The organism is Streptomyces sp. NPDC030165, from assembly GCF_055573595.1.
The window spans coordinates 456418-480683 of sequence record NZ_JBVIBD010000001.1; the positions used below are offsets into that span (position 1 = coordinate 456418).

The following is a 24266-nucleotide window of genomic DNA, read 5'->3' on the forward strand; positions in this document are numbered from 1 at the left end:
GCCCTGGGCCCTGTCGTCGACGTCCCGTCCGTCCCTCGGGCTGACGGCGGGAGCGCGACGGCATGCCCTCGCCCCGCGGCAGACCCTCTGTCTGAGCAAGCCGCATCGTCCGATGACGATTCTCGCGACTGCGTGTGGCCAAACGGCCACTTTGCGCTCTGATCTCACTCGAACGGGTGAAGCCGAGGGAAACGCACCGGGGCCCGGCGACGAACTTCGGGTCGTCGCCGGGCCCCGGTGGGATGCCCGTGGCGTACGGGCGCCCACGGCGCGTGGATCACGCGCCGCGCAGCACCGCGCCCGTCCGCTCGACCGCGGCGGCGACCGCCGCGTCACGGGCGGCGGACGCCTCGTCGGCGGTCAGCGTGCGGTCGGGCGCCCGGAAGCGCAGCGCGTAGGCCAGGGACTTCTTGCCCTCGCCCACCTGCTCGCCGGTGAACACGTCGAACAGCCGCAGCGATTCGAGCAGGCCGCCCGCGCCGGAGCGGAGCGCCGCCTCGACCTCCGCCGCCGGGACCGACGCGTCCACGATCAGCGCGACGTCCTGGGTGGCGACCGGGAAGGTGGAGATCCGCGGGGCCTGCACCACGCCCTGGCCGGCCCGTTCCAGGCGGTCCAGGTCGATCTCCATCGCGCCGGTGCGCTCCGGCAGGCCGAGCGCCTTGGTGACGCGCGGGTGCAGCTCACCGGCGTTGCCGACGAGCACCTCCTCGCCGTCGATCACGGCGAGCAGCGCCGCGCAGCGGCCCGGGTGGAAGGGCGCGTGCTGGTCCTGGCGCACGATCAGCTCGACGCCCGCCTCGCGCGCCACGGTGCGGCCCGCCTCGACGGCGTCCGCCCAGGTGGCCGGGCGGCCCTTGCCCCACCAGCCGTCCTGCTCGCGGGCGCCGGCGAACACCACCGCGACCCGGCGCGGCTGCTCGGGCAGCGCGGCGTCGAGCGCGGCGATCTGCTCGTCGGTGGGCCGGCGGTCGACGGGCAGCCGCACGGACGGCTTCTCGTCGCCGGTCGGCCGGAAGACCAGGCCGGTCTCGAAGAGCGCGAGGTCGTGCGAGCCCCGGCCGTCGTTGCGGCGCAGTGCGGTGAGCAGGCCCGGGATCAGCGTGGTACGGAGCAGCGGCTCCTCGTCCGAGAGCGGGTTGACCAGCCGTACGGTCCGCCGGCGCGGGTCGTCGTCCTCGATGCCGAGCTGGTCGAGCACCGTCTCGCCGAGGAACGGGTAGTTCAGCGCCTCGACGTAACCGGCGCCGGCCAGCGCGCGGCCGACCCGGCGGTGCAGCCGCTGGCGCTCCGTCAGGCCCCGCCCGGCGGGCGGCTTCGGCAGCGTGGAGGGCAGGTTCTCGTAGCCCTCCAGACGGATGACCTCTTCGGCCAGGTCGTTGGGATCGGTCAGGTCGGGCCGCCAGGACGGCACCGTCACGACCAGCTCGTCCTGCCCGTACACGTCACAGCCGACCTGCTGGAGGCGCCGTACGACCGTCTCGCGGCCGTACGTGACGCCCGCGACGCGGTCCGGGTGGTCCGCGCGCACGGTGATCGTGCGCGGCCCGCTGGGCGAGACGACCTCGGTGACGCCGGCCTCGGCGGTGCCGCCCGCGAGCAGCACCAGCAGGTCGACGGTGCGCTGCGCCGCGGCGGACGCGGCCTGCGGGTCCACGCCGCGCTCGAAGCGCTTGGACGCCTCGGAGGTCAGCCGGTGGCGGCGGGCGGTGCGGGCGATGGAGACCGCGTCGAAGTGCGCGGCCTCGATCACGACCTCGGTGGTGCCGTTGACCAGACCGGTCTCCGGGTCGATGGGGGCACCTCCCACGCCTGAAGCAGTGGGGGACGCGTCCGCGATCTCGGTGTTGGCGCCGCCCATCACGCCCGCGAGGCCGATGGGGCCGCGGTTGTCGGTGATGACCAGGTCCCCGGCGTCCAGGACGCGCTTGGTGCCGTCCAGGGTCGTCAGCTTCTCGCCGGGCTCCGCGCGGCGCACGCCGATCGTGCCGTCCACGCGGGTGCGGTCGTAGGCATGCAGCGGCTGGCCGAGCTCCAGCATCACGTAGTTGGTGACGTCCACGGCGAGCGAGATCGGGCGCATGCCGGCCTTCTGCAGGCGGCGCTGGAGCCAGATCGGGGAGCGCGCCTCCGGGTCGAGACCGACGACCGTACGGGCCGTGAAGCGGTCGCAGCCCATCGGGTCGGCGATCTTGACCGGGTAGCCGAAGGAGTTCGGCGGCGGCACGTCCAGCAGCGCGGGGTCGCGCAGCGGCAGGCCGTAGGCGATGGCGGCCTCGCGGGCGATGCCGCGCATGGACAGGCAGTCGCCGCGGTTGGCGGTGACGGCGATGTCCAGGACCTCGTCGACGAGCTGGAGCAGCTCGATGGCGTCGGTGCCGGGCTCGTACTCCGGCGGCAGCACGATGATGCCCCCGCTGCCGTCGTCGCCCATGCCCAGCTCGTCGCCCGAGCAGATCATGCCGTGCGAGACCTTGCCGTACGTCTTGCGCGCGGCGATCTTGAAGTCGCCGGGCAGGGTGGCGCCGGGGAGCACCACGACGACCTTGTCGCCGACCGCGAAGTTGCGTGCGCCGCAGACGATCTCCTGCGGCTCGCCGGTGCCGTTGGCCTGGCCGACGTCGACCGTGCAGAAGCGGATCGGCTTCTTGAAGCCCTCCAGCTCCTCGATGGTCAGGACCTTGCCGACGACCAGGGGGCCCTTGAGACCGGCGCCCAGCTGCTCGACGGTCTCGACCTCCAGACCGGTGGCGACGAGTTTGGCCTGTACGTCCCGGCCGGACTCACCGTCCGGCAGGTCGACGTATTCCCGCAGCCAAGAAAGCGGGACCCGCATCAGATCTCCATCCCGAAAGGCCGGGTGAACCGGACGTCACCCTCGACCATGTCTCGCATGTCCTCGACGTTGTGGCGGAACATCAGCATCCGCTCGATGCCGAACCCGAAGGCGAATCCGCTGTACTTCTCCGGGTCGACACCGCAGGCCACCAGCACCCGCGGGTTGACCATGCCGCAGCCGCCCAGCTCGATCCAGCCCTCGCTGGAGCAGGTACGGCACGGGCGCTCCGGGTCGCCGACGGAGGCGCCGCGGCACACGTAGCAGACCATGTCCATCTCGGCGGACGGCTCGGTGAACGGGAAGTAGTTCGGCCGCAGCCGGGTCTGCATCCCCTCGCCGAAGAGCGCCTCGACCATGTGGTCCAGGGTGCCCTTGAGGTCCGCCATGGTCAGGCCCTCGTCGATGGCGAGCAGCTCGACCTGCGAGAACACCGGGGTGTGGGTGGCGTCCAGCTCGTCGGTACGGTAGACGCGGCCGGGGCAGACCACGTACAGCGGCGGCTCGCGGTCGAGCATCGACCGGATCTGCACGGGCGAGGTGTGGGTGCGCAGCACCACACCGGACTGGTCGGTGCCGGTCGCGGCGTTCTCGACGAAGAACGTGTCGTGCGTGGTGCGGGCCGGGTGGTCCGGCGACAGGTTCAGGGCGTCGAAGTTCAGCCACTCCGACTCGACCTCGGGGCCCTCGGCGACCTCGTAGCCCATGGCCACGAAGACGTCCTCGATCCGCTCGGACAGGGTGGTGAGCGGGTGCCGGGCGCCCGGCCGGGCGCGGTCGTACGGCAGCGTGACGTCCACCGCCTCCTCGACCAGCACCCGGGCGTCGCGCTCCGCCTCCAGCTCCTCCTGGCGCTTCTTGAGCGCCTGGCTCACCTGGCCGCGGGCCTGGCCGACGCGCTTGCCGGCCTCGGCCTTGGCCTGCGGCGGCAGCGCGCCGATCTCGCGGTTGGCCAGCGCCAGCGGCGAGGTGCCGCCGGTCTGCGCGACCTTCACCTCGTGCAGCTCCTGGAGGTCACCGGCGGCGGCGATGGCGGCGAGCGCCTCGTCCCGCATGCGGGCGATCTCTTCCGGTTTCAGGGCCTCGACCTCGACAGGGTCGTACGACTTATTGGGTGCGGACATCTCTTCCCGTGCTTCCGATGGGCTTGGCGCGCGGCTTGCCCCCGACGTGTGCAGTGCCAAAGGTGCCAAAGGTGCAGTCTACGGGGCAGGGCGGCCGCGCCTCATCCGAGCCCCGACGGGGGTGGGCCCGCCGGGCGCCGCTCAGGCCATGAAGGCCGGGGTCCCGACGGGCAGGATAAATCGGAACAGGGCGCCGCCGGCGGGCGCGCGGCCGACCGTGATCGCGCCGCCGTGGGCCTCGACGATGCCCTTGACGATGTAGAGGCCCAGGCCGGTGCCGCCGCGCTTGCTGCCCCGCCAGAAGCGGGTGAAGACGCGGCTCATCGACTCCTCGGGGATGCCGGGGCCCTCGTCGCTCACGCTGACGCTCGTCCCTTCCGCTCCGGAGACCGATGCCGGTCCCACCTCGATGGTGACGGTTCCGGCGCCGTGCCGCACCGCGTTTTCCAGCAGGTTGCCCAGCACCTGGTCGACCTTGTCCGGGTCCGCCCACAGGTCGGGCAGCGGCTCGACCGTGCGGATCAGGAAGCGGTCGGACGGCTGGCCCGCCGTCGTCTGCGCCTGGACGTGCCGGCGTACGGCGGCGGCCATGTCCACCCGCTGGCGGCGCACCTCCAGGCGGCCGGAGTCGATGCGGGAGATGTCCAGCAGCTCGGCGATGAGCCGGGTGACGCGGTTGGCGTCCGCGTCCACGGTCTCCAGCATCAGCCGCTTCTGGTCATCGGTGAAGCGCTCCCACTTCTGCAGCAGGGTGGCGGTGAAGCCCTTCACCGAGGTGAGCGGCGAGCGCAGCTCGTGGGCGACGGTGGCGATCAGCTCGGCGTGGCTCAGCTCGGTGCGGCGCCGCGCCTCGGTGCCGCGCAGCGCGACGACCAGCCGCCGGACGGGGCCGGTGGGGTGGCTGCGCACGTACCGCGCGGAGACCAGCACCTCGCGGCCGCCGAGCAGCAGGTTGCGCTCGGGCTGGCCGCTGCGGATCGCCAGTCCGCCGTACGGGTCGGTCAGCTGCCACCAGCGGCGGCCCTCGATGTCCTGGAGCGGCAGCGCCTTCTCCAGCGGGCGGCCCAGCGCGTCGCGCGGGTCGATGGCGGTGATCCGGGCCGCGGCGGCGTTGAAGCAGACCACCCGGCCGGTCTCGTCGGCGACGACCAGGCCGTCGGGCAGGTCGTCCGGTTCGAGCCCGGCGCCGGTGAGACCGGCTCCGAGGGGCCGCGGGCCGCCGTCCGGACAGGGATCGGCGGCGACCGTCGTACCGGATGCCCTCGTACTCATCCCCGCTACCCCCTTCCGGTTCCCCGGGCACGCAACCCTACTAGTCGCGGGAGGCGGAGCGGCACCCTCCGGTGGTGCGCTGGGCGCGGGCGGAGGCGTACAGGCACACGGCGGCCGCGGTGGCCAGGTTGAGGCTCTCGGCCTTGCCGTGGATGGGGACGCGCACCACGGCGTCCGCCAGTGCGCGGGTCTCCTCCGGCAGCCCCCACGCCTCGTTGCCGAACACCCAGGCCGTCGGGCCGCTCATGGTGCCCGCGTCCAGCTCGGCGTCGAGGTCGTCGGCGCCCGCCCCGTCGGCCGCCACGATGCGTACGCCGGCGTCCCGCAGCCCGCCGACGACCTGCTCGACCGGTACGCCCACGGCGACCGGGAGGTGGAAGAGCGAACCGACCGAGGCGCGGACCGACTTGGGGTTGTACAGGTCCACGGAGGCGTCGGTCAGCACGACCGCGTCGGCGCCCGCGGCGTCCGCGCAGCGCAGCACCGTTCCGGCGTTGCCGGGGTCGCGTACGTTGGCGAGCACCGCGACCAGCTTCGGCCGGGCGGCCAGGATCTCCTCGAAGGGCGAGTCCAGGAACCGGCAGACGCCGACCAGGCCCTGCGGGGTGACGGTCTGGGACAGGTCGGCGATGGTGGCGTCGTCGGCGAAGCGGACGGGTACGCCGGCCGCCCGTACCGCGGTGAGGATCTCCGCGTGCCGCTCGGCGGCCTCCGGGGTGGCGAACAGCTCGACGAGCGTGCGCTCGCCGCCGGAGCGGTGCTCCACGGCTTCCCGTACGGCCTGCGGGCCCTCGGCGATGAACCGGCGCTCCTTGCCGCGGAAGTTGCGGCGGGCCAGCCGCCGGGCGGCGGCGACGCGTGCGGAACGCGGGGAGATCAACTCGGGGGTGCCCATGGGCGGCGGCTCACTTCTTCGGGTGGGTGGGGCGTGCGGAAGAGCGACGGACCCGCAGGCCGGGGGCCTGCGGGTCCGTGACAAACGTGCCTCAGGCCGTGGTTCAGGCGGCCTTCGGGGCGTTGACGTCGCTCGGCAGCGCCTTCTGGGCCACCTCGACCAGCGCGGCGAACGCGTTGGAGTCGTTGACCGCGAGCTCGGCCAGGATCTTGCGGTCCACCTCGATGTTGGCGGCCTTCAGACCCTGCACGAAGCGGTTGTAGGTCATGCCGTTGGCGCGGGCAGCGGCGTTGATGCGCTGGATCCACAGCTGACGGAAGTCGCCCTTGCGCTTCTTGCGGTCGTTGTAGTTGTAGACGAGGGAGTGGGTGACCTGCTCCTTCGCCTTGCGGTAGAGGCGGGAACGCTGGCCGCGGTAGCCGCTGGCCTGCTCGAGGATCGCCCGGCGCTTCTTGTGGGCGTTGACTGCCCGCTTGACGCGTGCCACTTGTTAACTCCTTGTAGCGGGGCCGTGGGTGTCGTCACACGACCCGAATCGAATGGGTCCCGGTCCAGGTCCTGTGCCACGCCGTGGGGCGGGGCGGGCAGGACTTACTTGCCGAGAAGCTTCTTGATCTTCGCGGCGTCGCCCGGGGCCATCTCGGCGTTGCCGGTGAGGCGACGCGTCACGCGGGACGACTTGTGCTCGAGCAGGTGGCGCTTGCCGGCGCGCTCCCGCATCACCTTGCCGGAGCCGGTGACCTTGAAGCGCTTGCTGGCACCGCTGTGCGTCTTGTTCTTCGGCATGCGCCGTTCTCTCCTCTTGGATGGCGCCCCCACCGGTCCGGGGACCGGCGCCCGGGGGCGTCAGATGTATCGGTTGCTGTCCGGGGCGACCCCGGCGCGGTCCGGGGTTCGCACCCTGGATCACGCCTCGGCGGGCTCCTCGACGTCCTGCTCCGGGGCAGAACCCTGGCGCTCCGCCTTGCGGGCGGCCTGCGCCTCGCGGGCCTCGGCCATCGCCTCGGTCTTCTTCTTGTGCGGACCGAGGACCATGATCATGTTGCGGCCGTCCTGCTTCGGGTTCGACTCGATGAACCCGAGGTCCTGGACGTCCTCCGCGAGGCGCTGCAGCAGTCGGAAGCCCAGCTCGGGGCGGGACTGCTCGCGACCACGGAACATGATCGTGATCTTGACCTTGTCACCCTGCTTGAGGAACCGGACGACGTGACCCTTCTTGGTGTCGTAGTCGTGCGGGTCGATCTTCGGCCGGAGCTTCATCTCCTTGATGACCGTGTGCGCCTGGTTCTTGCGCGCCTCACGGGCCTTCATGGCCGACTCGTACTTGAACTTTCCGTAGTCCATGAGCTTGCAGACCGGCGGACGGGCGTTCGCCGCCACCTCGACCAGGTCGAGGTCGTACTCCTGCGCAAGCTCCAGGGCCTTGGCAAGCGGCACAATGCCGACCTGCTCGCCACTGGGACCGACGAGTCGCACCTCAGGGACGCGAATCCGGTCGTTGATGCGGGGCTCGGCGCTGATGGATCCTCCTCGGTAGCACCACGCGACGGCCTGGCGGACTGCCGCGTAACGTCTGTTTCGATGTGACCAACCGCGCCGGAACACGAAAAACGCCCCGGACGGGACACAGGCGGGGCTCCTCAATGGATCGGGAGCACCGCCGCGATGTCATCGCGGGGCGCAGCCAGACCGTTGACCCGCCGACCGTGAGGTCGGTTCGGGTGGGAGATCGGAGCCTCCACTTGTGGGTCGGGCACATGAGTGCTCGACCGGTCGGACTCCCAGAGTACACGAGCCGCGGGCCGGGCCCCACTCGCCCGTCCACGGGCCGCAGGGGCGGGCCCCTCCCGCCCGCGGGCGGGCCATAAGGTTGAGCCGACCCCTGAGCAGGAAGTGAAGCGCGAGCCATGAGTGACCAGACCCCGCAGCAGCCCGGCCCGGCCGGACCCGCCGCCCCCGCGAACCCGGACTTCGACGCCATGACCCGCGACATCGCGGACGTACCGGCCGTCGAGGTGATCACCACGGTCGCCGTGCACCTGATGTCCTCGGCGGCGGTCAACCTCGGCCTCGCCGAGGAGGGCGCCGAGCACAAGGACCTGGACGAGGCCCGCAAGCTCATCCAGGCGCTGGCCGGGCTGGTCACGGCCAGCGCGACCGAAATCGGCTCGTACCATGCCGCTCCGCTGCGGGACGGGCTGAAGTCGCTGCAGCTCGCCTTCCGTGAGGCATCGCTGGTGCCGGACGAGCCGGGGCAGGGGCCCGGGGAGAAGTTCACGGGGCCGGTGTACGGGTAGCCCGTACCGGGCCGGGCGGCGTACGGGTGGGCCCTGTGTCCCGTACGCGGCCCGGCGGCGCGCCCCGGGGGTGCGTCCGTCGCGCAGGCGAGGAGGCCGCTCCCGGCTCGGTGCCGGGGCGGCCTCCTCGTCGTAGGCGTCGTACGGTGCCGCGCCGCTACGTCGCGGAGCGTTCGTCCGCGACCAGCTTGGGTTCGTTCGGCGGGTGCGTGATCTGGTGGACCACCGCGGCCAGCGCGCCGCCGATCAGGGGCGCCACGATGAACAGCCACAGCTGCGACAGTGCGCCGCCGCCCGCGAACAGGGCCGGGCCGATGCTGCGGGCCGGGTTCACCGACGTACCGGTGAGCGGGATACCGATCAGGTGCACGACCGCCAGCGCCAGGCCGATCGGCAGGCCGTCGAAGCCGACCACCGCCACCCGGTGCGTGACCGCGAGCACCACGAACACCAGCAGGAACGTCAGCACGATCTCGGCCACGAAGGCGCCGCCGAGGTTGATGTGCACGGCCGAGCGGTCACCCCACCCGTTGGACCCGAAGGCCTCACTGGTCTTCAGGCCCGGCACCTGCTTGGCGACCAGGAACAGCAGCGCGGCACCGACGATGCCGCCCAGCAGCTGCGCGATCCAGTACTCGATTGCCGTACGGGGGGTGATGCGGTGGGCCAGCAGCATGCCGAGCGTCACCGCCGGATTGACGTGACTGCCCGAGATCGGGCCGATCGCGTACGCCAGGGCCAACAGGGTGAAGCCGAATGCCAGGGCGATGCCGAAGGTTCCGATGTACTCGCCGGCCAGCACCGCGGAGCCGACGGCGAAGAACACCAGGAGCAGCGTCCCGAGGAACTCGGATACGACCGTGCGGGTCTCCGTTGTCGTCTCCATGGGGCCTCCTCGCGCGGATCTTGCTCTCTCCTCGCATTGTGAGCCCCGTCACCGGGATCCGCCTCTCGGCGGGTGCTGTGACCGGCCGGTTCAGCGCTCGTAGAAGGGTTCGCCGGCGGATTCGGAACCCGGCGGCAGCAGGGCCAGGTCGAGGCCGCGTACGAGCCGGGAGCGCAGGGTCTCGTCGGCGGCCAGCGCCTCGGCCAGGCGCTGCGCGACGGCGGCGGGCGCGGCCTCCGGGGCGAGTTTGAGGGCCAAGGTCGCGTCGGCGTCCGCCGAGGGGTCCAGGCGGGCAGCCAGGACGTCCGGCTCGGCGGCCACCAGGGTGCGCAGCGCGTCGGTGACGGCCGGGTCCTCGCGCGGGTCGCTGCTCTCCCGGCCCTCCGCGAGGGCACGCAGCGCGGCGCCCGTGAGCTGGTACGTCGCCGGGCCCGCCAGGTCGATGACGACCGTGTCCGCCTTCTCGTGCGCGGCGGCGAGCAGGGCCTGGCGCATCGGCACGGCCACGGGGCGGGCGTCCGGCCGCCAGCGGTGCAGCGTGTCCATGGACGTGAAGGCGGGCAGCGCGCGGCGGCCGTCGGGGGCCTGCAGCGTCGGTACGGCCATGTCGCTGGTCTTCTCCCGCTTCAGGCCGTCCGGGCCGGTCTCCACCTCGCCGAGGACCGCGACGACCGGTACGAGGAGCCGGGCCCGGCTCAGGAGTGGCAGGAGCCGGGTCTCGGTCTCGGGCGACCGGGTCTCGGCGTGGGCCGCCAAGGCTGCCGCGAGTTCCGGGTCGGCCGTGCCGTCGTCGTCGGAGAAGTCCGAGGTGGGGATGTTCTTGAGCACGTCTTCGAGCCTAGCGGTGGGCCCTCTGGGCCCGGGGGTGGGGCCGGTCGGTCCCGATGTGCTGCTGCCTGCGGCGGGCTGGGCCGGTTCTTCGGTGCCGGTTCGCTTCGAGCTGCGGCGTCGTGTGCGCCTGCGGCGGGCTGTGGCCGCTGCGCGGGGCCGGCATGGTTCGGGGGCGGGGAGGGTCGTGGTGCGGAAGGCGGGTGGCTCGGTGCGGGGCCGGTTGAGGGCTGGGACCGGTGCGGTGGGTGGCTCGGAGCGGTCAGTTGTGGTGTTTGCGCCAGAGGATGGCTGAGGTGGTGATGAGGGCCAGGCCGGTGATCGTTGCGGTCCACGGGAGCCATGGAGTGGTGTCCGTGGACGTGTCGGCGGTCGGGCCCGTCCCGAAGTAGTGCTTGTCGTAGGTGGCTGCTTCGGGCTTTTGGGGTGTGGGCTTGAGGGTGGCGGCTTCCTCTATGGCCGCTGCCGGGTCGATCATGCCGGCGCCCAGTTCGTCGTTGCGGCCGCCTTCCGGGGCGTCCTGGGCGGTGTCGGTGAGGAGCTTCTTGATCTGGGCGGGACTGAGGCCGGGGTGGGCGGAGCGGATGAGCGCCACCGCGCCGGAGACGAAGGCGGACGCGGCGCTGGTGCCCCAGCCCTCGTAGTACTTGCGGTCCGGGTTGGCGATGACGACGCCGACGCCGGGTGCGCAGACCGTGGCGTACCAGCGGCGGGTGGAGAAGTTGGCGCGGGAGCCCCACTGGTCGACGGCGGTCACGGCGATCACGCCGGGGTAGGCGGCGGGGTAGGAGACGTGGTCGCCGTCCTTGCCGCCGTTGCCTGCCGAGGCGATGACGGGGACGCCCTTGCTCAGGGCGTACTGGATGGCGGCGTCCTCGCGGGGTTCGGGGTGGGCGGAGCGGCTGTCGTCGCCGAGGGACAGGTTGATCACGTCGGCGCCGTGGTCGGTGGCCCAGCGGATGCCGTCGGCGAGGGCGCCGGCACGTTCGGTGCGGGCGCGCTGCCGCTGCGGGTCGCTGTCCTCCAGGATCACCCGGACCGGGAGGATCTTGGCTTCGGGGGCGACGCCGATCACACCGTCGGCCTGGTCGGCGCCGTGGCCGTGACCGGCGATGATGCCGGACATGGCGGTGCCGTGCTCGGCCCAGGAGCTGTCGCCGGGGCGGGCCCCGAAGCCGACCAGGTCGTTGGCGGGCAGGACCTGGCCCTGGAGGTCGGGGTGGTCGGCGTCGACGCCGGTGTCCAGGACGGCGACGGTGATGCCGTCGCCCTTGGTGGTCTCCCAGGCCTTCTCGGCGTGCAGGGCGTTCAGCGCCCACTCCTGGGCGCGTATGCCGTCGGCGTGCGCGGGCAGGCCGGGCAGCACGGTCAGCGCGGCGGCGGCCAGCGCGACGCCGGCGGCGCGCAGCAGGGGCCTCCTGGTCATTGCGGCTCCGTGGTTCCCTTGGCGGCCTGCTTGCGGAAGGTCTGCTCGATGCGGTCGGCGACGGCCTTGGCGTCGTGGCCGAGCCCGGCTTCGGCGGGGGCGGTGGTGGCGCCGGTGCGGGTGGCTTCGGCGGCGGGCTGCGGGTCATCGACGGTGCGGCCGTCGGCGAAGCCGGAGACGGCGTAGACGACGACGGGCAGGTCGTCGAGGACGCGGATGCTCCAGCTGGCGCGCTGGCCGGGCCCGAAGCCCGCCGCGGGGGTGCCCTCGGCGGCGTACGGGCGGGGCATCAGGTCCGTACGGGTGTCGAGGTGCTCCTTGGCGAAGCGGCGGCGCAGGTCCTGCATGGCGGTGCGGTCGGCCTTGGTGGAGACGGCGCCGGCGGTGATGACGTTGGTGCGGGTGGCGTCCACGTAGGTGGCGCGTACCAGGCGGTTGCAGCCGACCGGGGCGAGTGCCTTGGCCAGCAGCGGGTCGAACGCTCCGGCGCAGCCGCTGTCGGGGGCGACGGCGATGCGGGTCCAGGTGCGGTCCGCGCCGCCGGGGCCGGTGCCCAGGCCGTTGAATGTGCGGGGGAAGAGCGTGTCGACGGGGGCGCTGTGCCAGACCTCGCGGCCCTGGGCGAAGACCGCTTCGGCGGCGGGGCTGCCGTCCGGGTCGTCGGCGAGCCAGGTGCCGGCGGAGGCGCCCGCGACGAGGCCGAGGCCGAGTACGAGTCCGGCGGCCGCGAGCGCGGTGCGCCGGGAGGTTTTGGGGGCGTACGGCGGTGCCGGGGGTGCGGGCGGGCCGGTGAGCGGGGGGCCGGTGGGGGGCGGTGCGGTCCCGGCCGGGGGCTGGATGGGGCGCGGTGGGATGGCCGGGGCTTTCGGGTCGGGACCGTTCCAGAGTGCCTCGCTGTTGGCGAGGTGGAAGGCGGCGGTGTCGCGAGGGGTGGCGGAACGGTCCGCCGGGGCCTGGGCGGGGACCGGTGCGGGCGGGGACGGGGTATCCGTACGGGGCGGAGCCGGGGCGCCGGCGGGACGCGGCGGGATGCCGGCCGGGGGCGGGCTGTCCGCCACTGCGGGCGCTGCCGGGGCGGCGGGCCGGGGCGGGGTGGCGGCCGGGGCCGCGACGGGTGCGGCGGGCGGCATGGGGTCGGGGCCGGGTGTGGCGGGGCTTTCCGCCGGGACGGGGCGCAGGACGGCGGTGTGCGGGTCCTCTGCGGGCGGTGCCGGTACCTGCGGGGCCCGGGGCGGGGTGGGGGGAAGGCGATGCGCGTCGGCGAAGTCGGCTTCGGTGCTCACCCGCGCTCCCCCTCGCGCCTGTGTTCCCCGGCCCGACCAGCAATCGGGGCAGGGTGGTTCGTATCCGGACATCACACCGCTGACCTGCTGGTTGCGGCGTCCGCCACTCTACGGGCTGGCGCCGCCGGTGCTCCAACTCGTCCGGCGTACCCGGGCGTCCGGCGCCCGGTCTGTCGTGTTCTCTCCCCCTACCCACCCGTAACCCCTTCTGGCAGGCTGCGGGCCATGTCCCGGTACACGTGCGACGCAGTTGGTGACAGGGCCCGCCTCGACCGGGCCACCGCCCGTCTCGACGCGCCGCTGGCCGTCGTCGATCTGGGGGCGTTCGATGCCAATGCCGCCGATCTGGTGCGGCGGGCCCAGGGCAAGCCGGTGCGGGTGGCGAGCAAGTCGGTGCGCTGCCGCGCCCTGCTGGAGCGGGCGCTGGCGCGGGACGGCTTCGCGGGGATCATGAGTTTCACGCTGGCCGAGTCGCTGTGGCTGGCCCGGTCGGGGTTCGAGGACGTGCTGCTGGCGTATCCGTCGGCGGACCGGGCGGGTTTCGCGGAGCTGGCCGCCGATCCGAAGCCGGCGGGCGCGGTGACCGTGATGGTCGACGACGTGGCGCAGCTGGACCTGATCGACGCCTGCCGCCCGGCCGGGGGCGGTGAGGAGGTGCGGGTGTGCCTGGAGTGGGACACCGCCTTCCGGCCGCTGGGCGGCCGGGTGCGCGTCGGTGCGCGGCGCTCGCCGCTGAGCCGGCCGGAGCAGGTGGCCGCGCTGGCCCGCGCGGTGACGCGCCGTCCGGGGTTCCGGGTGGTGGGCCTGATGGCGTACGAGGGGCATGTGGCGGGTGTGGGTGACGCGGTCGCCGGGCATCCGCTGCGCTCGCGCGCCGTACAGGCGATGCAGGCGGCGGCGCGCCGGGACCTGGCGCGGCGGCGCTGGGAGGTGGTGCGCGCGGTGCGGGCCGAGGCGCCGGACCTGGAGTTCGTCAACGGCGGGGGCACCGGCAGCGTGCAGCACACGGCCGCCGAGGCCGCGGTGACCGAGGTGGCGGCGGGGTCGGGCCTGTACGTGCCGCGGCTGTTCGACCATTACCGGTCGTTCACGGGCCGTCCGGCGGCACTGTTCGCGCAGCCGGTGGTGCGGCGGCCGGGCGGAGGTGTGGTGACGGTGCTGGGCGGCGGATATCCGGCGTCGGGTGTGGCGGGCCGGGACCGGTCGCCGGTGCCGTTCCTGCCGGAGGGGCTGCGGTACGACCCGCAGGAGGAGGCCGGGGAGGTGCAGACGCCGCTGCTCGGGCCGGCCGCTGACGGGCTGCGGCTCGGCGACAAGGTGTGGTTCCGGCACGCGAAGGCCGGTGAGCTGTGCGAGCGGTTCGCGGAGCTGCACCTGGTCGAGGGCGACCGGGTGGTGGAGACGGTGCCGACGTACCGCGGGGAGGGCCGCACCTTCCTGTAGGGCGGCCCTCCCGGGCGTCACGGCTTCCGCCGGTCCGGCGTGTCGGGCCGGGTCAGGCGTGGATGCGGTCCCGCTGGTCGGGCACGACGGTGCCGTCGGGGCGGCGGACCGCGCCGAGGCCGCCGTCGGTGTTGGTGTAGCCCTTCGTGGCGCAGGGGTACGTGCCGGACTTGCGGGGCAGCGGCTCGATGAACATCGGGTTGACCACCCAGCGGCCGTCGGCGTTGTCGTAGCCGCGGCACATCAGTTCCGGCTGGTTGCGGTTGATGGCCAGGTGCACGCCGGTGGCGTCGTTGACGAAGGTGACGTCGGTGTTGGCGTCGCCGCCGCCGAGCGCGATGCGGTGCGCGGGGTCCTGGAAGCGCCAGGCCTCGGCGCCCTTGATCTTGAATATCTCCTGGTTGATCAGGCAGCGCTTGCCGTCCATGTACGGCAGCACCTCGCCGTGGCCGTCCTTGACGTCGCCGCAGCCGCGGATGCCGGTGGTGAACCGGCCGTTTTCGGTGAGGCTGCGGACGCCGATGGTGTGCGCGCGGTCGATGCCGACGCCGCCGGACCACGCCTCGGCGATGGTCTCGGAGGACGCGGAGACGATGTAGACCTGGAAGCCGGCCGCCTTGAGGGTGCGGATCAGGTCCTTCTGCTGGTCGTAGTAGCGGATGTAGCCGGCCAGCTGGTGGGTGCCGACGGTCTGCTTCGTGCCGATGGGCGCGGCGAGGTTCTCCGCGCGGGCCTGCTCGGCGTACGAGGTGACCTGGGCCGGGGTCAGGCCGGCGAACAACTGCGGGATCCAGGCGTACTCGGGCTTGGTGCGGCGGTGGTTCCACTCGCCCGCGAAGGCGGCCTGGCCGCTCATGGTGCGGGCCTCGCTGCGGATCTCCATGATCTCGTCGGCGCAGGCGGCGTTCTTGGAGGTGCGCAGCGGGCGGCCGGCGGGTACGGAGGTGCCGCACGCCTTGGTCAGGGCGCGGTCGGCGGCGGTGGTCATCCAGGGGCTGGTGGACTTCCAGCTCCTGGGCCGCAGGATCTTGTCGTGCTTGAGGGACCAGGCGAGCGTGGCGTCGGAGATGTCGTTCTTGACGACGGTGTTGTCCCAGTCGAAGGCGGCGACGGGGCGGCCCTCGGGGCCCGGCTTCGGGTGTGAGCAGCTGCCGCGCTCGTCGATCATGCGCTGGATCCTGGCGCGGTTGTCGCCGTACCACTTGATCTTCTTGGAGAGCTGCGGACAGCTCGTACGCTCCGGGGCCTTCGCGGGGTGCGCGGGGGCCGCGGCGATCGCGGGCCCGGTGGCCGCGAGGGTGGTGACGGTCGCGGCGGTGGCCAGCCCCAGGGCGAGGGCGTGTCTGGTGCGCATGGTTCTCCGGTGATAGGGGCGGAATGTCGGCAGTGACGTTCCTGCGGGCAGAAAAACCCCGGGACCGGCGCGCCGGGGCACCGGTCCCGGGGTGATCTTCGGACTGTATCCGCGAAGAAGGCTGCGGCCTACACGGGTGTGACGTACGCCCCTGCGATTCCGCCGTCCACCAGGAACTCCGCGGCGTTCACGAAGGACGAGTCGTCGCTGGCGAGGAAGGCGACCGCGGCCGCGATCTCCTCCGGCTCCGCGAACCGGCCGACGGGGACGTGCACCAGGCGGCGCGCGGCCCGCTCCGGGTCCTTGGCGAACAGTTCCTTCAGCAGCGGCGTGTTCACCGGCCCCGGGCACAGCGCGTTCACCCGGATGCCCTCGCGGGCGAACTGCACCCCCAGCTCACGGGACATCGACAGCACACCGCCCTTGGACGCGGTGTAGCTGATCTGCGAAGTGGCGGCGCCCATCACGGCCACGAAGGACGCGGTGTTGATGATGGAGCCCTTGCCCTGGCGCTGCATGTAGGGCAGCGCGTGCTTGCAGCACAGGTAGACGGAGGTGAGGTTGACCTCCTGGACGCGCTTCCAGGCGTCCAGCCCGGTGGTGAGGATCGAGTCGTCGTCGGCGGGCGAGATGCCGGCGTTGTTGAAGGCCACGTCGACCGAGCCGTACGTGTCGTACGCGGCCTTGAACAGCGCCTCGACCTGGCCGGAGTCGGTCACGTCGACCTGGACGAAGGTGCCGCCGACCTCCTCGGCGGCGGCCTTGCCGGCCTTCTCGTCGATATCGGCGCAGACCACGTTCGCGCCCTCGGAGGCCAGCCGGCGGGCGGTGGCCAGGCCGATGCCGCTGCCGGCGCCGGTGATGACGGCGGTGCGGCCGACGAGCCGGCGGCACACGGGGGTCGCGCTGCCTTCGGCGGCCGCGGTGGTCTGGTCGGTCACTGCTGCTCCTCGGTGCTGATGAAGATGTTCTTGGTCTCGGTGAAGGCGGCGAGCGCGCCGGGGCCCAGTTCCCGGCCGAGGCCGGACTGCTTGTAACCGCCGAACGGGGTCCAGTAGCGGACGCTGCTGTGCGAGTTGACGGAGAGGTTGCCGGCCGCGACCGCGCCGGAGACGCGCAGCGCGCGGCCCACGTCGCGGGTCCAGATGGAGCCGGACAGGCCGTAGTCGGTGGCGTTGGCGAGCCGGACGGCGTCGGCCTCGTCCTCGAAGGGCAGGGCGACGGCGACCGGGCCGAAGATCTCCTCGACGGCGGTACGGTCGTCCGGCCGGCCCTCCAGGACGGTCGCCGGGTACCAGAAGCCCTTGCCCTCGGGGACCTCACCGCGGATGGCGGCGGGCGCGTCCTCGGATACGTACGACCGTACGCGCTCGCGCTGGGCCTCGGAGATCAGCGGCCCCATCTGCGTCGCGGGGTCGGCCGGGTCGCCCGCGACGAAGGACTTCACGGCGGGCTCCAGCAGCTCCATGAAGCGGTCGTAGACCGAGCGCTGGATCAGGATGCGGCTGCGGGCGCAGCAGTCCTGGCCGGTGTTGTCCAGGAAGGAGCCGGGCGCGGCGGCCGCGGCCCGTTCGAGGTCGGCGTCGGCGAAGACGATGTTGGGGCTCTTGCCGCCGAGTTCGAGGGTCAGCCGCTTGGTCCGCGCGGCGCACTTGGCGGCGATGTGCCGGCCGGTGGCGGTGGAGCCGGTGAAGACGACCTTGGCGACGCCGGGGTGTTCGACCAAGGCGTTGCCCGTGACCGCGCCCTCGCCGGGCAGCACCTGGAACAGGCCCTCGGGCACGCCCGCTTCCAGCGCGTACTCGGCGAGCCGGAGCGCGGTGAGCGGGGTGGTCTCGGCGGGCTTGAGGAGGACGGCGTTGCCGGCCGCGAGCGCGGGGGCGGTCCCCCAGGCGGCGATCGGCATCGGGAAATTCCAGGGGGCGATGACGGCGACGACGCCCAGCGGCTCCTGGACGGTGATGTTCAGCCCGCCCGCGACGGGGATCTGCCGGCCCGTCAGCCGCTCCACTCCCCCGGCGGCGTAATGCAGCAGGTCGACGACGTTGTTCGCCTCCCACTCGGCGTTGCCCAGAGGGTGTCCGGCCTCCGCCAGTTCGAGCCGGGCCAGCGCGGGGACGTTCTCCCGTACGGCCCCGGCGAACCGCCGCAGCACGCGGGCCCGGTCCCCGGGCGGCAGCGCGGCCCACTTCTCCTGTGCCGCGGCGGCCCGCCGGACCGCTTCGTCCACCTCCGCGGGAGTGGTGACGGGGACGACGGCTTCCAGTTCCTCGGTCGCCGGGTTGATGATGCGCAGCTCTTGCAACACGTCGCAGTTTTCCTTACATGCGCTCGAAGGAGCGGAAGCGCTCCCAGTCCGTGACGGCGGCGTCGTACGCGTCCTGTTCGACGCGGGCCATGTGGAGGTAGTGCTCGACGACCTCGTCACCGAACGCCTCGCGGGCGATCGGGCTGGCCTCCCACAGGGCGGCGGCGTCGCGCAGCGTGGTGGGGACGTGCTCGGCGTCGCCTGCGTAGGCGTTGCCCGTACACGCCTCGGACGGTTCCAGCTCGTGCTCGATGCCGTACAGACCGGCCGCGACCATGGCGGCGACCGCCAGGTACGGGTTCACGTCGCCGCCGGGCAGGCGGTTTTCCAGGCGGTGGCCGGGCCCGTGGCCGATGACCCGCAGGGCGCAGGTGCGGTTGTCCGGGCCCCAGGCGACGGCGGTGGGGGCGAAGGAGCCGGGCCGGAAGCGCTTGTAGGAGTTGATGTTGGGGGCGTAGAAGAGCGTGAAGTCGCGCAGCGCGGCGAGCTGTCCGGCCAGGAAGTGCCGCATGGTCCTCGACATGCCGTACGGGCCCGCATCGTCGGCGAGGACCGGCTGCCCGGCCTCGTCGCGCAGCGAGAGGTGGATGTGGCAGGAGTTGCCCTCGCGCTCGTCGTACTTGGCCATGAAGGTGAGCGCCATGCCCTCCTGGGCGGCGATCTCCTTGGCGCCGGTCTTGTAGACGGAGTGCTGGTCGCAGGTGGTCAGCGCCTCGTCGTAGCGGAAGGCGATCTCGTGCTGGCCGAGGTTGCACTCGCCCTTGGCGGACTCCACGGTCATCCCGGCGGCGCCCATCTCGTTGCGGATGCGGCGCAGCAGCGGCTCGACGCGTCCGGTGCCGAGGACGGAGTAGTCGGTGTTGTACTGGTTGGCCGGCGTCATGCCGCGGTAGCCGCGGTTCCAGGCGTCCTCGTAGGTGTCCCGGAAGACGATGAACTCCAGCTCCGTGCCCGCGTAGGCGCTCCAGCCGCGCTCGGCGAGCCGGTCGAGCTGGCGGCGCAGGATCTGCCGCGGGGAGGCGGCGACGGGCGAGCCGTCGTGCCAGGCGAGGTCGGCGGTGAGCAGGGCGGTGCCGGGGTTCCACGGGGTGCGGCGCAGGGTGGCGGCGTCGCCGTGCATGGCGAAGTCGCCGTAACCGCGCTCCCAGGAGGACATCGCGTAGCCCTGGACGGTGTTGACGTCCACATCCACGGCCAGGAGGTAGTTGCAGCCCTCGGTCCCGTGCTCCAGCACCTCGTCGAGGAAGTGGCGGGCCGCGAACCGCTTGCCGGTCAGCCTGCCCTGCATGTCGGTGAAGGCCAGGACGACAGTGTCGATCTCCCCGGTGTCGACGAGCCGTCTGAGCTCGTCGACGGAGAGCGGGGGCGTGCGGTCTGCCACGGTGGTGCCTCCTGTCGCTGCATCCGGAGGTCATAAGGTAGGCCCGCGAACCATTGGTTGGGAAGGGGTTCCGGTGGACGGTGCGAACAACGGCGCGGCGGGCTCCGCGGCAGACGGTCCGGCGCGGCGCCCGGCGGACCGGCTGGCGCCCGTACTGCGTCCCGTACGGGCGGGCAACGGCTTCGAGGAGGCACTGGAGCAGATACTCCAGGTCGTCCGGCTGGGCCTGGTCCCCGGCGGCGAACGGCTGCCCGCCGAACGGGAGTTGGCGCAGCGGCTGCACATCAGCCGGGTGACGCTGCGCGAGGTGCTCAAGGTCCTCCAGGACGAGGGGCTGGTGGAGAGCCGGCGCGGCCGGTACGGCGGTACGTTCGTCCGGCCGCGCCGGGAGACCGCGGGCGAGGACGAACTGCGGCGCCGTGTCGGGAAGGTCGACGTCGAGGACGTGCTGCGGTTCCGCGAGGTGCTGGAGGTGGGCGCCGCCGGGCTGTGCGCCGCGCACGGCCTGGACGACGCGCAGACGCGGCGGCTGCGGGAGGCGCTGGCGGCCACCCGCGACGCGCCGCTGGTGGACTACCGGCGGCGCGACACGCTGCTGCATCTGACGCTGGCGGAGCTGGCCGGTTCGCCGTCGCTGGCGGCGCAGTACGCCGCGGTGCGGGCGGGCGTGAACGAGCTGCTGGACTGCATCCCGCTGCTGGTGCGCAACCTGGAGCACTCCCAGGCGCAGCACACCGCCCTGGTCGAGGCGGTGCTGGAGGGGGACGCGGACGGGGCGCGGGAGGTGATGCGCGAGCACTGCGCGGGTACGGCGGCGCTGCTGCGCGGGTTCTTGACGGGCCCGCCCTCGTAACCAGTCTTTTACGCAGGGGGCTTGCGCTCGGCCGTACGGCAGGGCAAAGGTGTGCGGCTGAACCATTACTGCACTTCCCCTCACGCACCCCCTCGGCGAGGCAGGAGCGGCTCATGGCCGACAGCACGGACCCCCATACCGCACCGCCCTCCCCCGGCACGGGCGACGCCTCCCCACCGCACGACGCCTACCTGCAAAAACGCTCCCTTCGACGCGGCAGCGCCGGCCCGCTCCTGCTCACCGGCCTGGGCGTCGCCTACGTCGTCTCCGGCGACTTCTCCGGCTGGAACAACGGCCTGGCCCACGGCGGTTTCGGCGGGCTGGCCATCGCCGCCGTCCTGATGGGCGTGATGTACACCTGTCTGGTCTTCGCGCTGGCCGAACTGGCCTCGGTCCTGCCGACGGCGGGCGGCGGCTACGGTTTCGCGCGGCGCGCCCTGGGCACCTGGGGCGGCTTCCTGACCGGCACGGCCATCCTCATCGAGTACGTGCTCGCGCCCGCCGCGATCTCCATTTTCATCGGCGACTACGTCGCATCCCTCGGCCTGTTCGGCCTGACCTCCAGCTGGCCCGTGTACCTGGCCTGCTTCGTGGTCTTCATCGGCATCCACCTGTGGGGCGTGGGCGAGGCACTGCGCTTCAGCCTGGCCGTCACCGCCGTCGCGGTCGCCGCGGTCGTCGTCTTCGCGTGCGGCGCGCTCAGCGACTTCCACGTCAGCGCCCTGGACGACATCCCGGTCGACTCCGGTGCGTTCGGCGCCAGTTCCTGGCTGCCGTTCGGCGTCCTCGGCATCTGGGCGGCGTTCCCGTTCGGCATGTGGTTCTTCCTGGGCGTCGAGGGCGTGCCGCTGGCCGCCGAGGAGACGAGGGACCCGGCCCGTACGCTGCCCAGGGCGATGGCCGCCGCGATGGGCATCCTGCTGCTGCTCGCGCTGGTCACCTTCGTCGCCGCGACCGGCGCCCGGGGCTCCGCCGCCATCCAGTCGGCGGGCGATCCGCTGGTGCAGGCGCTCCAGCCGCACGGCGAGCCCACCACCGTCTCCCGCATCATCAACTACGCGGGCCTGGCGGGCCTGGTGGCCTCCTTCTTCTCGCTGATCTTCGCCGGATCGCGGCAGCTGTTCGCGCTCTCCCGGGCCGGCTACCTGCCCCGCTTCCTGTCCCTGACCAGCCGCCGCAAGGCCCCGTACCTGGCGCTGCTGGTGCCCGGCGCGCTGGGCTTCGCGCTGGCCGCGGCGACCGGCGACGGCGCCCGGATGCTCAACATCGCCGTCTTCGGCGCCACCATCTCGTACGCCCTGATGTCGCTCTCGCACATCGTGCTGCGCCGCCGCGAACCTGAGCTGTCCCGCCCGTACCGCACCCCCGGCGGCATCCTGACCTCGTCCACCGCCTTCGTCCTGGCCTGTGCCGCGCTGGTGGCGACGTTCCTCGTGGACGAGCAGGCCGCCCTCATCGCTCTCGGCGTCTACGGTGTCGCCCTGGCGTACTTCGCGTTCTACTCCCGGCACCGGCTGGTCGCGGCGGCCCCGGAGGAGGAGTTCGCGGCGCTCGCGGCGGCCGAGGCCGAGCTGGAACGCGACTGACCGGCACCCCGCCGGAACAGCCCCCGCACCCGCACCACCCGGAGGACCCGTGCCCACGCATCCGCCCCTCATCGGTGTCACCACCTACGTCGCCGACGACGCCCGCTGGGGTGTCTGGGCCCTGCCCGCCGCCGTGCTCCCGGCCGGCTACCACCGTCTCGTACAGCGCTGCGGCGGTCTCGCCGCGCTGCTGCCACCCGGCGACCCGGGCACCGCGGCCGCGGCCGTCGCCCGGCTGGACGGCCTGGTGATCGCGGGCGGCCCGGACGTGGAACCCGTACGGTACGGAGCCGACGCCGACCCGCGCACCGGCCCGCCGGCCCGCGACCGGGACACCTGGGAGCTGGCGCTGATCGAGGCCGCGCTGGACGCGCGCGTACCGCTGCTCGGCATCTGCCGGGGCCTGCAACTGCTGAACGTCGCGCTCGGCGGCACGCTCGTCCAGCACATCGACGGGCACGCGGGCCCGGCCGGCGTCTTCGGCCGCCACGAGGTCAAACCGGAACCCGGCACCCTGCTCGGCACGCTGCTGCCCGAGGCGGTGACCGTACCGACCTACCACCACCAGGCCGTGGACCGGCTCGGCGACGGCCTGCTCCCCTCGGCCCACGCGGCGGACGGCACGGTCGAGGCCCTGGAGCTCCCGGAAGCGGACCACTTCGTGCTGTCCGTACAGTGGCATCCGGAGGCCGGGGACGACACGCGGGTGATGGACGCTCTGGTGCGGGCGGCAGGGGGTTCCTGAGGGCCGCTGCCCACTCCCCGAAGACTGCAAATTGCTGCGGCAAACCCACACGATTCGGCGATGTCATCACGGCCGAGAGCCTGGATACGCTCGCTGCACCGGCGCTGACCTGCGTCAACGCCACGGGGCTGCGCCATTTCCCGGCGCGGCCCGGCTTCGTGCCGTCCTTCCGACGGAAGTGGGTTCCACCATGACAAACCGATGCCACCTGAAGTCCACCGCCGTGGGGCTGTCCGCCGCGCTGGCCCTCGGCTTCCTCACCCAGACCGGGTCCGCCGTGGCCGCCCCCGGGCAGTGCGCGGGCAGCGAAAGCGACTTCATCCAGTCCCCGCAGGAGGGCGGAAGAGCACCGTTCGAACTGTCCAAGCCGTACACCCAGGACGGCACCAAAGTACGGACCGTACAGTTCAACGCGGGCAACTCCATGACGGTCGTGCCGACGAACTCCGCTGCGACGGCGGACGGGTTCTGGTTCTTCGAGCCGCCGAACGGCAGCCATCCCGCCAAGAAGGGGGTGGTCACCTTCGTGACACGGGTGTCCATGCCCGACGGGTCGCGGTACCGGACCGTCTTCACCGTCCCGGTCCCGGTCTGCAACCCCCAGAACCGTCAGCGTCCCACCAACGTCTTCCAGATCAGAGGGGACCGCACGCTCACCTACACCGCTCCCGACGGCAGGACGGCCACCGCCGCGGACGCGGCGTACCAGGCCGACCGCTGACCCGCCCGGGCCCCGCGGTCACGGCAGGGCCCTGGTCAGGCCCAGCAGGTGGCGGGCCGGGCCCGCCGGCCGCTGCCCGGTCGGCCAGACGGCCCGCAGCTCGCGGCTGAAGCGCGTACCGAGCACCGGCACCTCGACCAGCCGCCGGGCCGCCAGCTCCTCCCGCACGGCCAGTTCGCTCAGCACCGACGGCCCGGCGCCGCTCACCGCGGCGGCCTTGACCGCCGTCGTGGAAGCCAGCTCCAGCAGCGGCGCCGCGAGCCCGCCGTGTCCGGCCAGTGCCGCGTCCAGGACCTGGCGGGTGCCGGAGCCGCGTTCGCGCAGGATCAGCGGGGTCGCGGCCAGTTCGGCCACCGTCAGGTCCGTACGGCGCCGTGCCCACGGGTGGGCGGGCGCGGCGACCACCACCAGCCGGTCGTGGCCGATGACCGCGCCGTCCAGTCCGGCGGGCACGTCGAGCCCCTCCACGAAACCGAGGTCGGCCTCGCCCGCGAGGAGGCGTTCGGCGACGGCGGCGGAGTTCCCGGCCAGCAGGGACACCGCGGTGTCCGGGCGCTGCGCGCGCAGCGCGATGAGCCAGCCGGGCAGCAGGTACTCGGCGATCGTCATGCTGGCGGCGACCCGCAGCCGCGAGTCCCGGCGCCCGCGCAGCGCCTGCGCGCCCGCGTCGAACGCCTCGGCGGCCTCCACCACCCGCCGCGCCCAGTCCGTGACCAGTGCCCCCGCGTCCGTCAGGCGTGAGCCGCGCGGCGAGCGCTCGACGAGGGCGACGCCCAGTTGCCGCTCCATCGAGCGGATCCGGCTGCTGGCGGCGGGCTGGCTGATGCCCCGTTCGCGGGCCGCGCGGCCGAGGCTGCCGAGCCGGGCGACGGCGAGCAGCAGTTCCAGCGCGCCGAGGTCCGGTACGCGGTGCGAGAGCGGGACCACGGGGTCCGTCCCGGACGGTTCTTCCTTCACGCTGCTCATAACCCCACCTTATGTGCTCATAGGGACGGGGTCCCTGGTGGGAGGTGGTGCGGTGGCCGACC

General features: G+C 73.0%; 22 protein-coding genes. 6 read left to right on the plus strand and 16 right to left on the minus strand.

Annotated elements, in window-relative coordinates; all coding sequences use genetic code 11:
- Positions 1-277: 277 nt before the first annotated feature.
- The 7 genes from pheT to infC all read right to left on the minus strand — a co-directional run bounded on the left by pheT (position 278) and on the right by infC (position 7648).
- Positions 278-2836 carry a phenylalanine--tRNA ligase subunit beta gene (gene pheT / locus ACZ4Z1_RS02105; protein ID WP_468484640.1) on the minus strand — a complete coding sequence of 853 codons (2559 nt, stop codon included), beginning with the start codon at positions 2834-2836 and terminating at the stop codon, positions 278-280.
- Positions 2836-3960 carry a phenylalanine--tRNA ligase subunit alpha gene (gene pheS / locus ACZ4Z1_RS02110; protein WP_468484641.1) on the minus strand — a complete coding sequence of 375 codons (1125 nt, stop codon included), beginning with the start codon at positions 3958-3960 and terminating at the stop codon, positions 2836-2838. Before pheS ends, pheT begins: the two co-directional genes overlap by 1 nt.
- 141 nt (positions 3961-4101) lie before the next feature.
- Positions 4102-5232, minus strand: coding sequence for a sensor histidine kinase (locus ACZ4Z1_RS02115; RefSeq protein WP_468484642.1), 1131 nt, complete (start codon positions 5230-5232; stop codon positions 4102-4104).
- A gap of 40 nt (positions 5233-5272) precedes the next feature.
- A complete protein-coding gene (locus tag ACZ4Z1_RS02120; RefSeq protein ID WP_468484643.1) occupies positions 5273-6127 on the minus strand; it encodes a TrmH family RNA methyltransferase in 855 nt (284 codons plus the stop codon).
- Positions 6128-6230: 103 nt separating this feature from the next.
- Entirely contained in the window at positions 6231-6614 is a 384-nt protein-coding gene (gene rplT / locus ACZ4Z1_RS02125; RefSeq protein ID WP_030017690.1) for a 50S ribosomal protein L20, read from the minus strand.
- A 104-nt stretch (positions 6615-6718) separates the two neighbouring features.
- Positions 6719-6913, minus strand: a complete 195-nt coding sequence (gene rpmI / locus ACZ4Z1_RS02130) for a 50S ribosomal protein L35 (RefSeq protein ID WP_030017691.1) — start codon at positions 6911-6913, stop codon at positions 6719-6721.
- A gap of 120 nt (positions 6914-7033) precedes the next feature.
- Positions 7034-7648, minus strand: coding sequence for a translation initiation factor IF-3 (gene infC, locus ACZ4Z1_RS02135; RefSeq protein ID WP_360135417.1), 615 nt, complete (start codon positions 7646-7648; stop codon positions 7034-7036).
- A gap of 386 nt (positions 7649-8034) precedes the next feature.
- On the opposite strand from infC, the gene ACZ4Z1_RS02140 reads away from it, so the two are divergent.
- Entirely contained in the window at positions 8035-8424 is a 390-nt protein-coding gene (locus tag ACZ4Z1_RS02140; protein ID WP_468484644.1) for a DUF1844 domain-containing protein, read from the plus strand.
- Between the two features lie 157 nt (positions 8425-8581).
- On the opposite strand, the gene ACZ4Z1_RS02145 is transcribed toward ACZ4Z1_RS02140, so the two are convergent.
- The 4 genes from ACZ4Z1_RS02145 to ACZ4Z1_RS02160 form a co-directional block, all read right to left on the minus strand.
- Positions 8582-9310 carry an MIP family channel protein gene (locus ACZ4Z1_RS02145; RefSeq protein WP_468484645.1) on the minus strand — a complete coding sequence of 243 codons (729 nt, stop codon included), beginning with the start codon at positions 9308-9310 and terminating at the stop codon, positions 8582-8584.
- Between the two features lie 90 nt (positions 9311-9400).
- Positions 9401-10138, minus strand: coding sequence for an SseB family protein (locus tag ACZ4Z1_RS02150; protein ID WP_468484646.1), 738 nt, complete (start codon positions 10136-10138; stop codon positions 9401-9403).
- Between the two features lie 262 nt (positions 10139-10400).
- A complete protein-coding gene (mycP, locus tag ACZ4Z1_RS02155) occupies positions 10401-11564 on the minus strand; it encodes a type VII secretion-associated serine protease mycosin (RefSeq protein WP_468484647.1) in 1164 nt (387 codons plus the stop codon).
- Positions 11561-12847: a hypothetical protein gene (locus ACZ4Z1_RS02160; protein ID WP_468484648.1), complete on the minus strand. Its 1287-nt coding sequence runs from the start codon at positions 12845-12847 to the stop codon at positions 11561-11563. Before ACZ4Z1_RS02160 ends, mycP begins: the two co-directional genes overlap by 4 nt.
- A 225-nt stretch (positions 12848-13072) precedes the next feature.
- On the opposite strand from ACZ4Z1_RS02160, the gene ACZ4Z1_RS02165 reads away from it, so the two are divergent.
- The gene (locus ACZ4Z1_RS02165) at positions 13073-14290 is read left to right on the plus strand and encodes an alanine racemase (RefSeq protein ID WP_468484649.1); all 1218 of its coding nucleotides are present in this window, start codon (positions 13073-13075) and stop codon (positions 14288-14290) included.
- Between the two features lie 52 nt (positions 14291-14342).
- Here the strand turns inward: ACZ4Z1_RS02165 and ACZ4Z1_RS02170 are convergent, their stop codons facing one another.
- From ACZ4Z1_RS02170 to ACZ4Z1_RS02185, 4 genes are all read right to left on the minus strand, one after another.
- Positions 14343-15644, minus strand: coding sequence for an HAD family hydrolase (locus ACZ4Z1_RS02170; RefSeq protein ID WP_468484650.1), 1302 nt, complete (start codon positions 15642-15644; stop codon positions 14343-14345).
- A 128-nt stretch (positions 15645-15772) separates the two neighbouring features.
- A complete protein-coding gene (locus ACZ4Z1_RS02175) occupies positions 15773-16585 on the minus strand; it encodes a 3-oxoacyl-ACP reductase (RefSeq protein WP_468484651.1) in 813 nt (270 codons plus the stop codon).
- A complete protein-coding gene (locus ACZ4Z1_RS02180; protein WP_468484652.1) occupies positions 16582-17952 on the minus strand; it encodes an aldehyde dehydrogenase family protein in 1371 nt (456 codons plus the stop codon). The genes ACZ4Z1_RS02175 and ACZ4Z1_RS02180 overlap by 4 nt, the downstream gene beginning before the upstream one ends.
- 13 nt (positions 17953-17965) lie before the next feature.
- Positions 17966-19333 carry a glutamine synthetase family protein gene (locus tag ACZ4Z1_RS02185; RefSeq protein ID WP_468484653.1) on the minus strand — a complete coding sequence of 456 codons (1368 nt, stop codon included), beginning with the start codon at positions 19331-19333 and terminating at the stop codon, positions 17966-17968.
- A gap of 73 nt (positions 19334-19406) precedes the next feature.
- On the opposite strand from ACZ4Z1_RS02185, the gene ACZ4Z1_RS02190 reads away from it, so the two are divergent.
- From ACZ4Z1_RS02190 to ACZ4Z1_RS02205, 4 genes are all read left to right on the plus strand, one after another.
- The gene (locus ACZ4Z1_RS02190) at positions 19407-20186 is read left to right on the plus strand and encodes a FadR/GntR family transcriptional regulator (RefSeq protein WP_468484654.1); all 780 of its coding nucleotides are present in this window, start codon (positions 19407-19409) and stop codon (positions 20184-20186) included.
- Positions 20187-20299: 113 nt separating this feature from the next.
- Positions 20300-21772, plus strand: a complete 1473-nt coding sequence (gene eat / locus ACZ4Z1_RS02195) for an ethanolamine permease (RefSeq protein WP_468484655.1) — start codon at positions 20300-20302, stop codon at positions 21770-21772.
- A 49-nt stretch (positions 21773-21821) separates the two neighbouring features.
- Positions 21822-22517: a gamma-glutamyl-gamma-aminobutyrate hydrolase family protein gene (locus tag ACZ4Z1_RS02200; protein ID WP_468484656.1), complete on the plus strand. Its 696-nt coding sequence runs from the start codon at positions 21822-21824 to the stop codon at positions 22515-22517.
- 190 nt (positions 22518-22707) lie between these two features.
- On the plus strand, positions 22708-23238 hold the full coding sequence (locus ACZ4Z1_RS02205; protein ID WP_468484657.1) for a hypothetical protein: 531 nt from the start codon (positions 22708-22710) through the stop codon (positions 23236-23238).
- An 18-nt stretch (positions 23239-23256) separates the two neighbouring features.
- Here the strand turns inward: ACZ4Z1_RS02205 and ACZ4Z1_RS02210 are convergent, their stop codons facing one another.
- Complete coding sequence (locus tag ACZ4Z1_RS02210) at positions 23257-24204, minus strand: LysR family transcriptional regulator (RefSeq protein WP_468484658.1); 948 nt, start codon at positions 24202-24204, stop codon at positions 23257-23259.
- Positions 24205-24266: the final 62 nt, after the last annotated feature.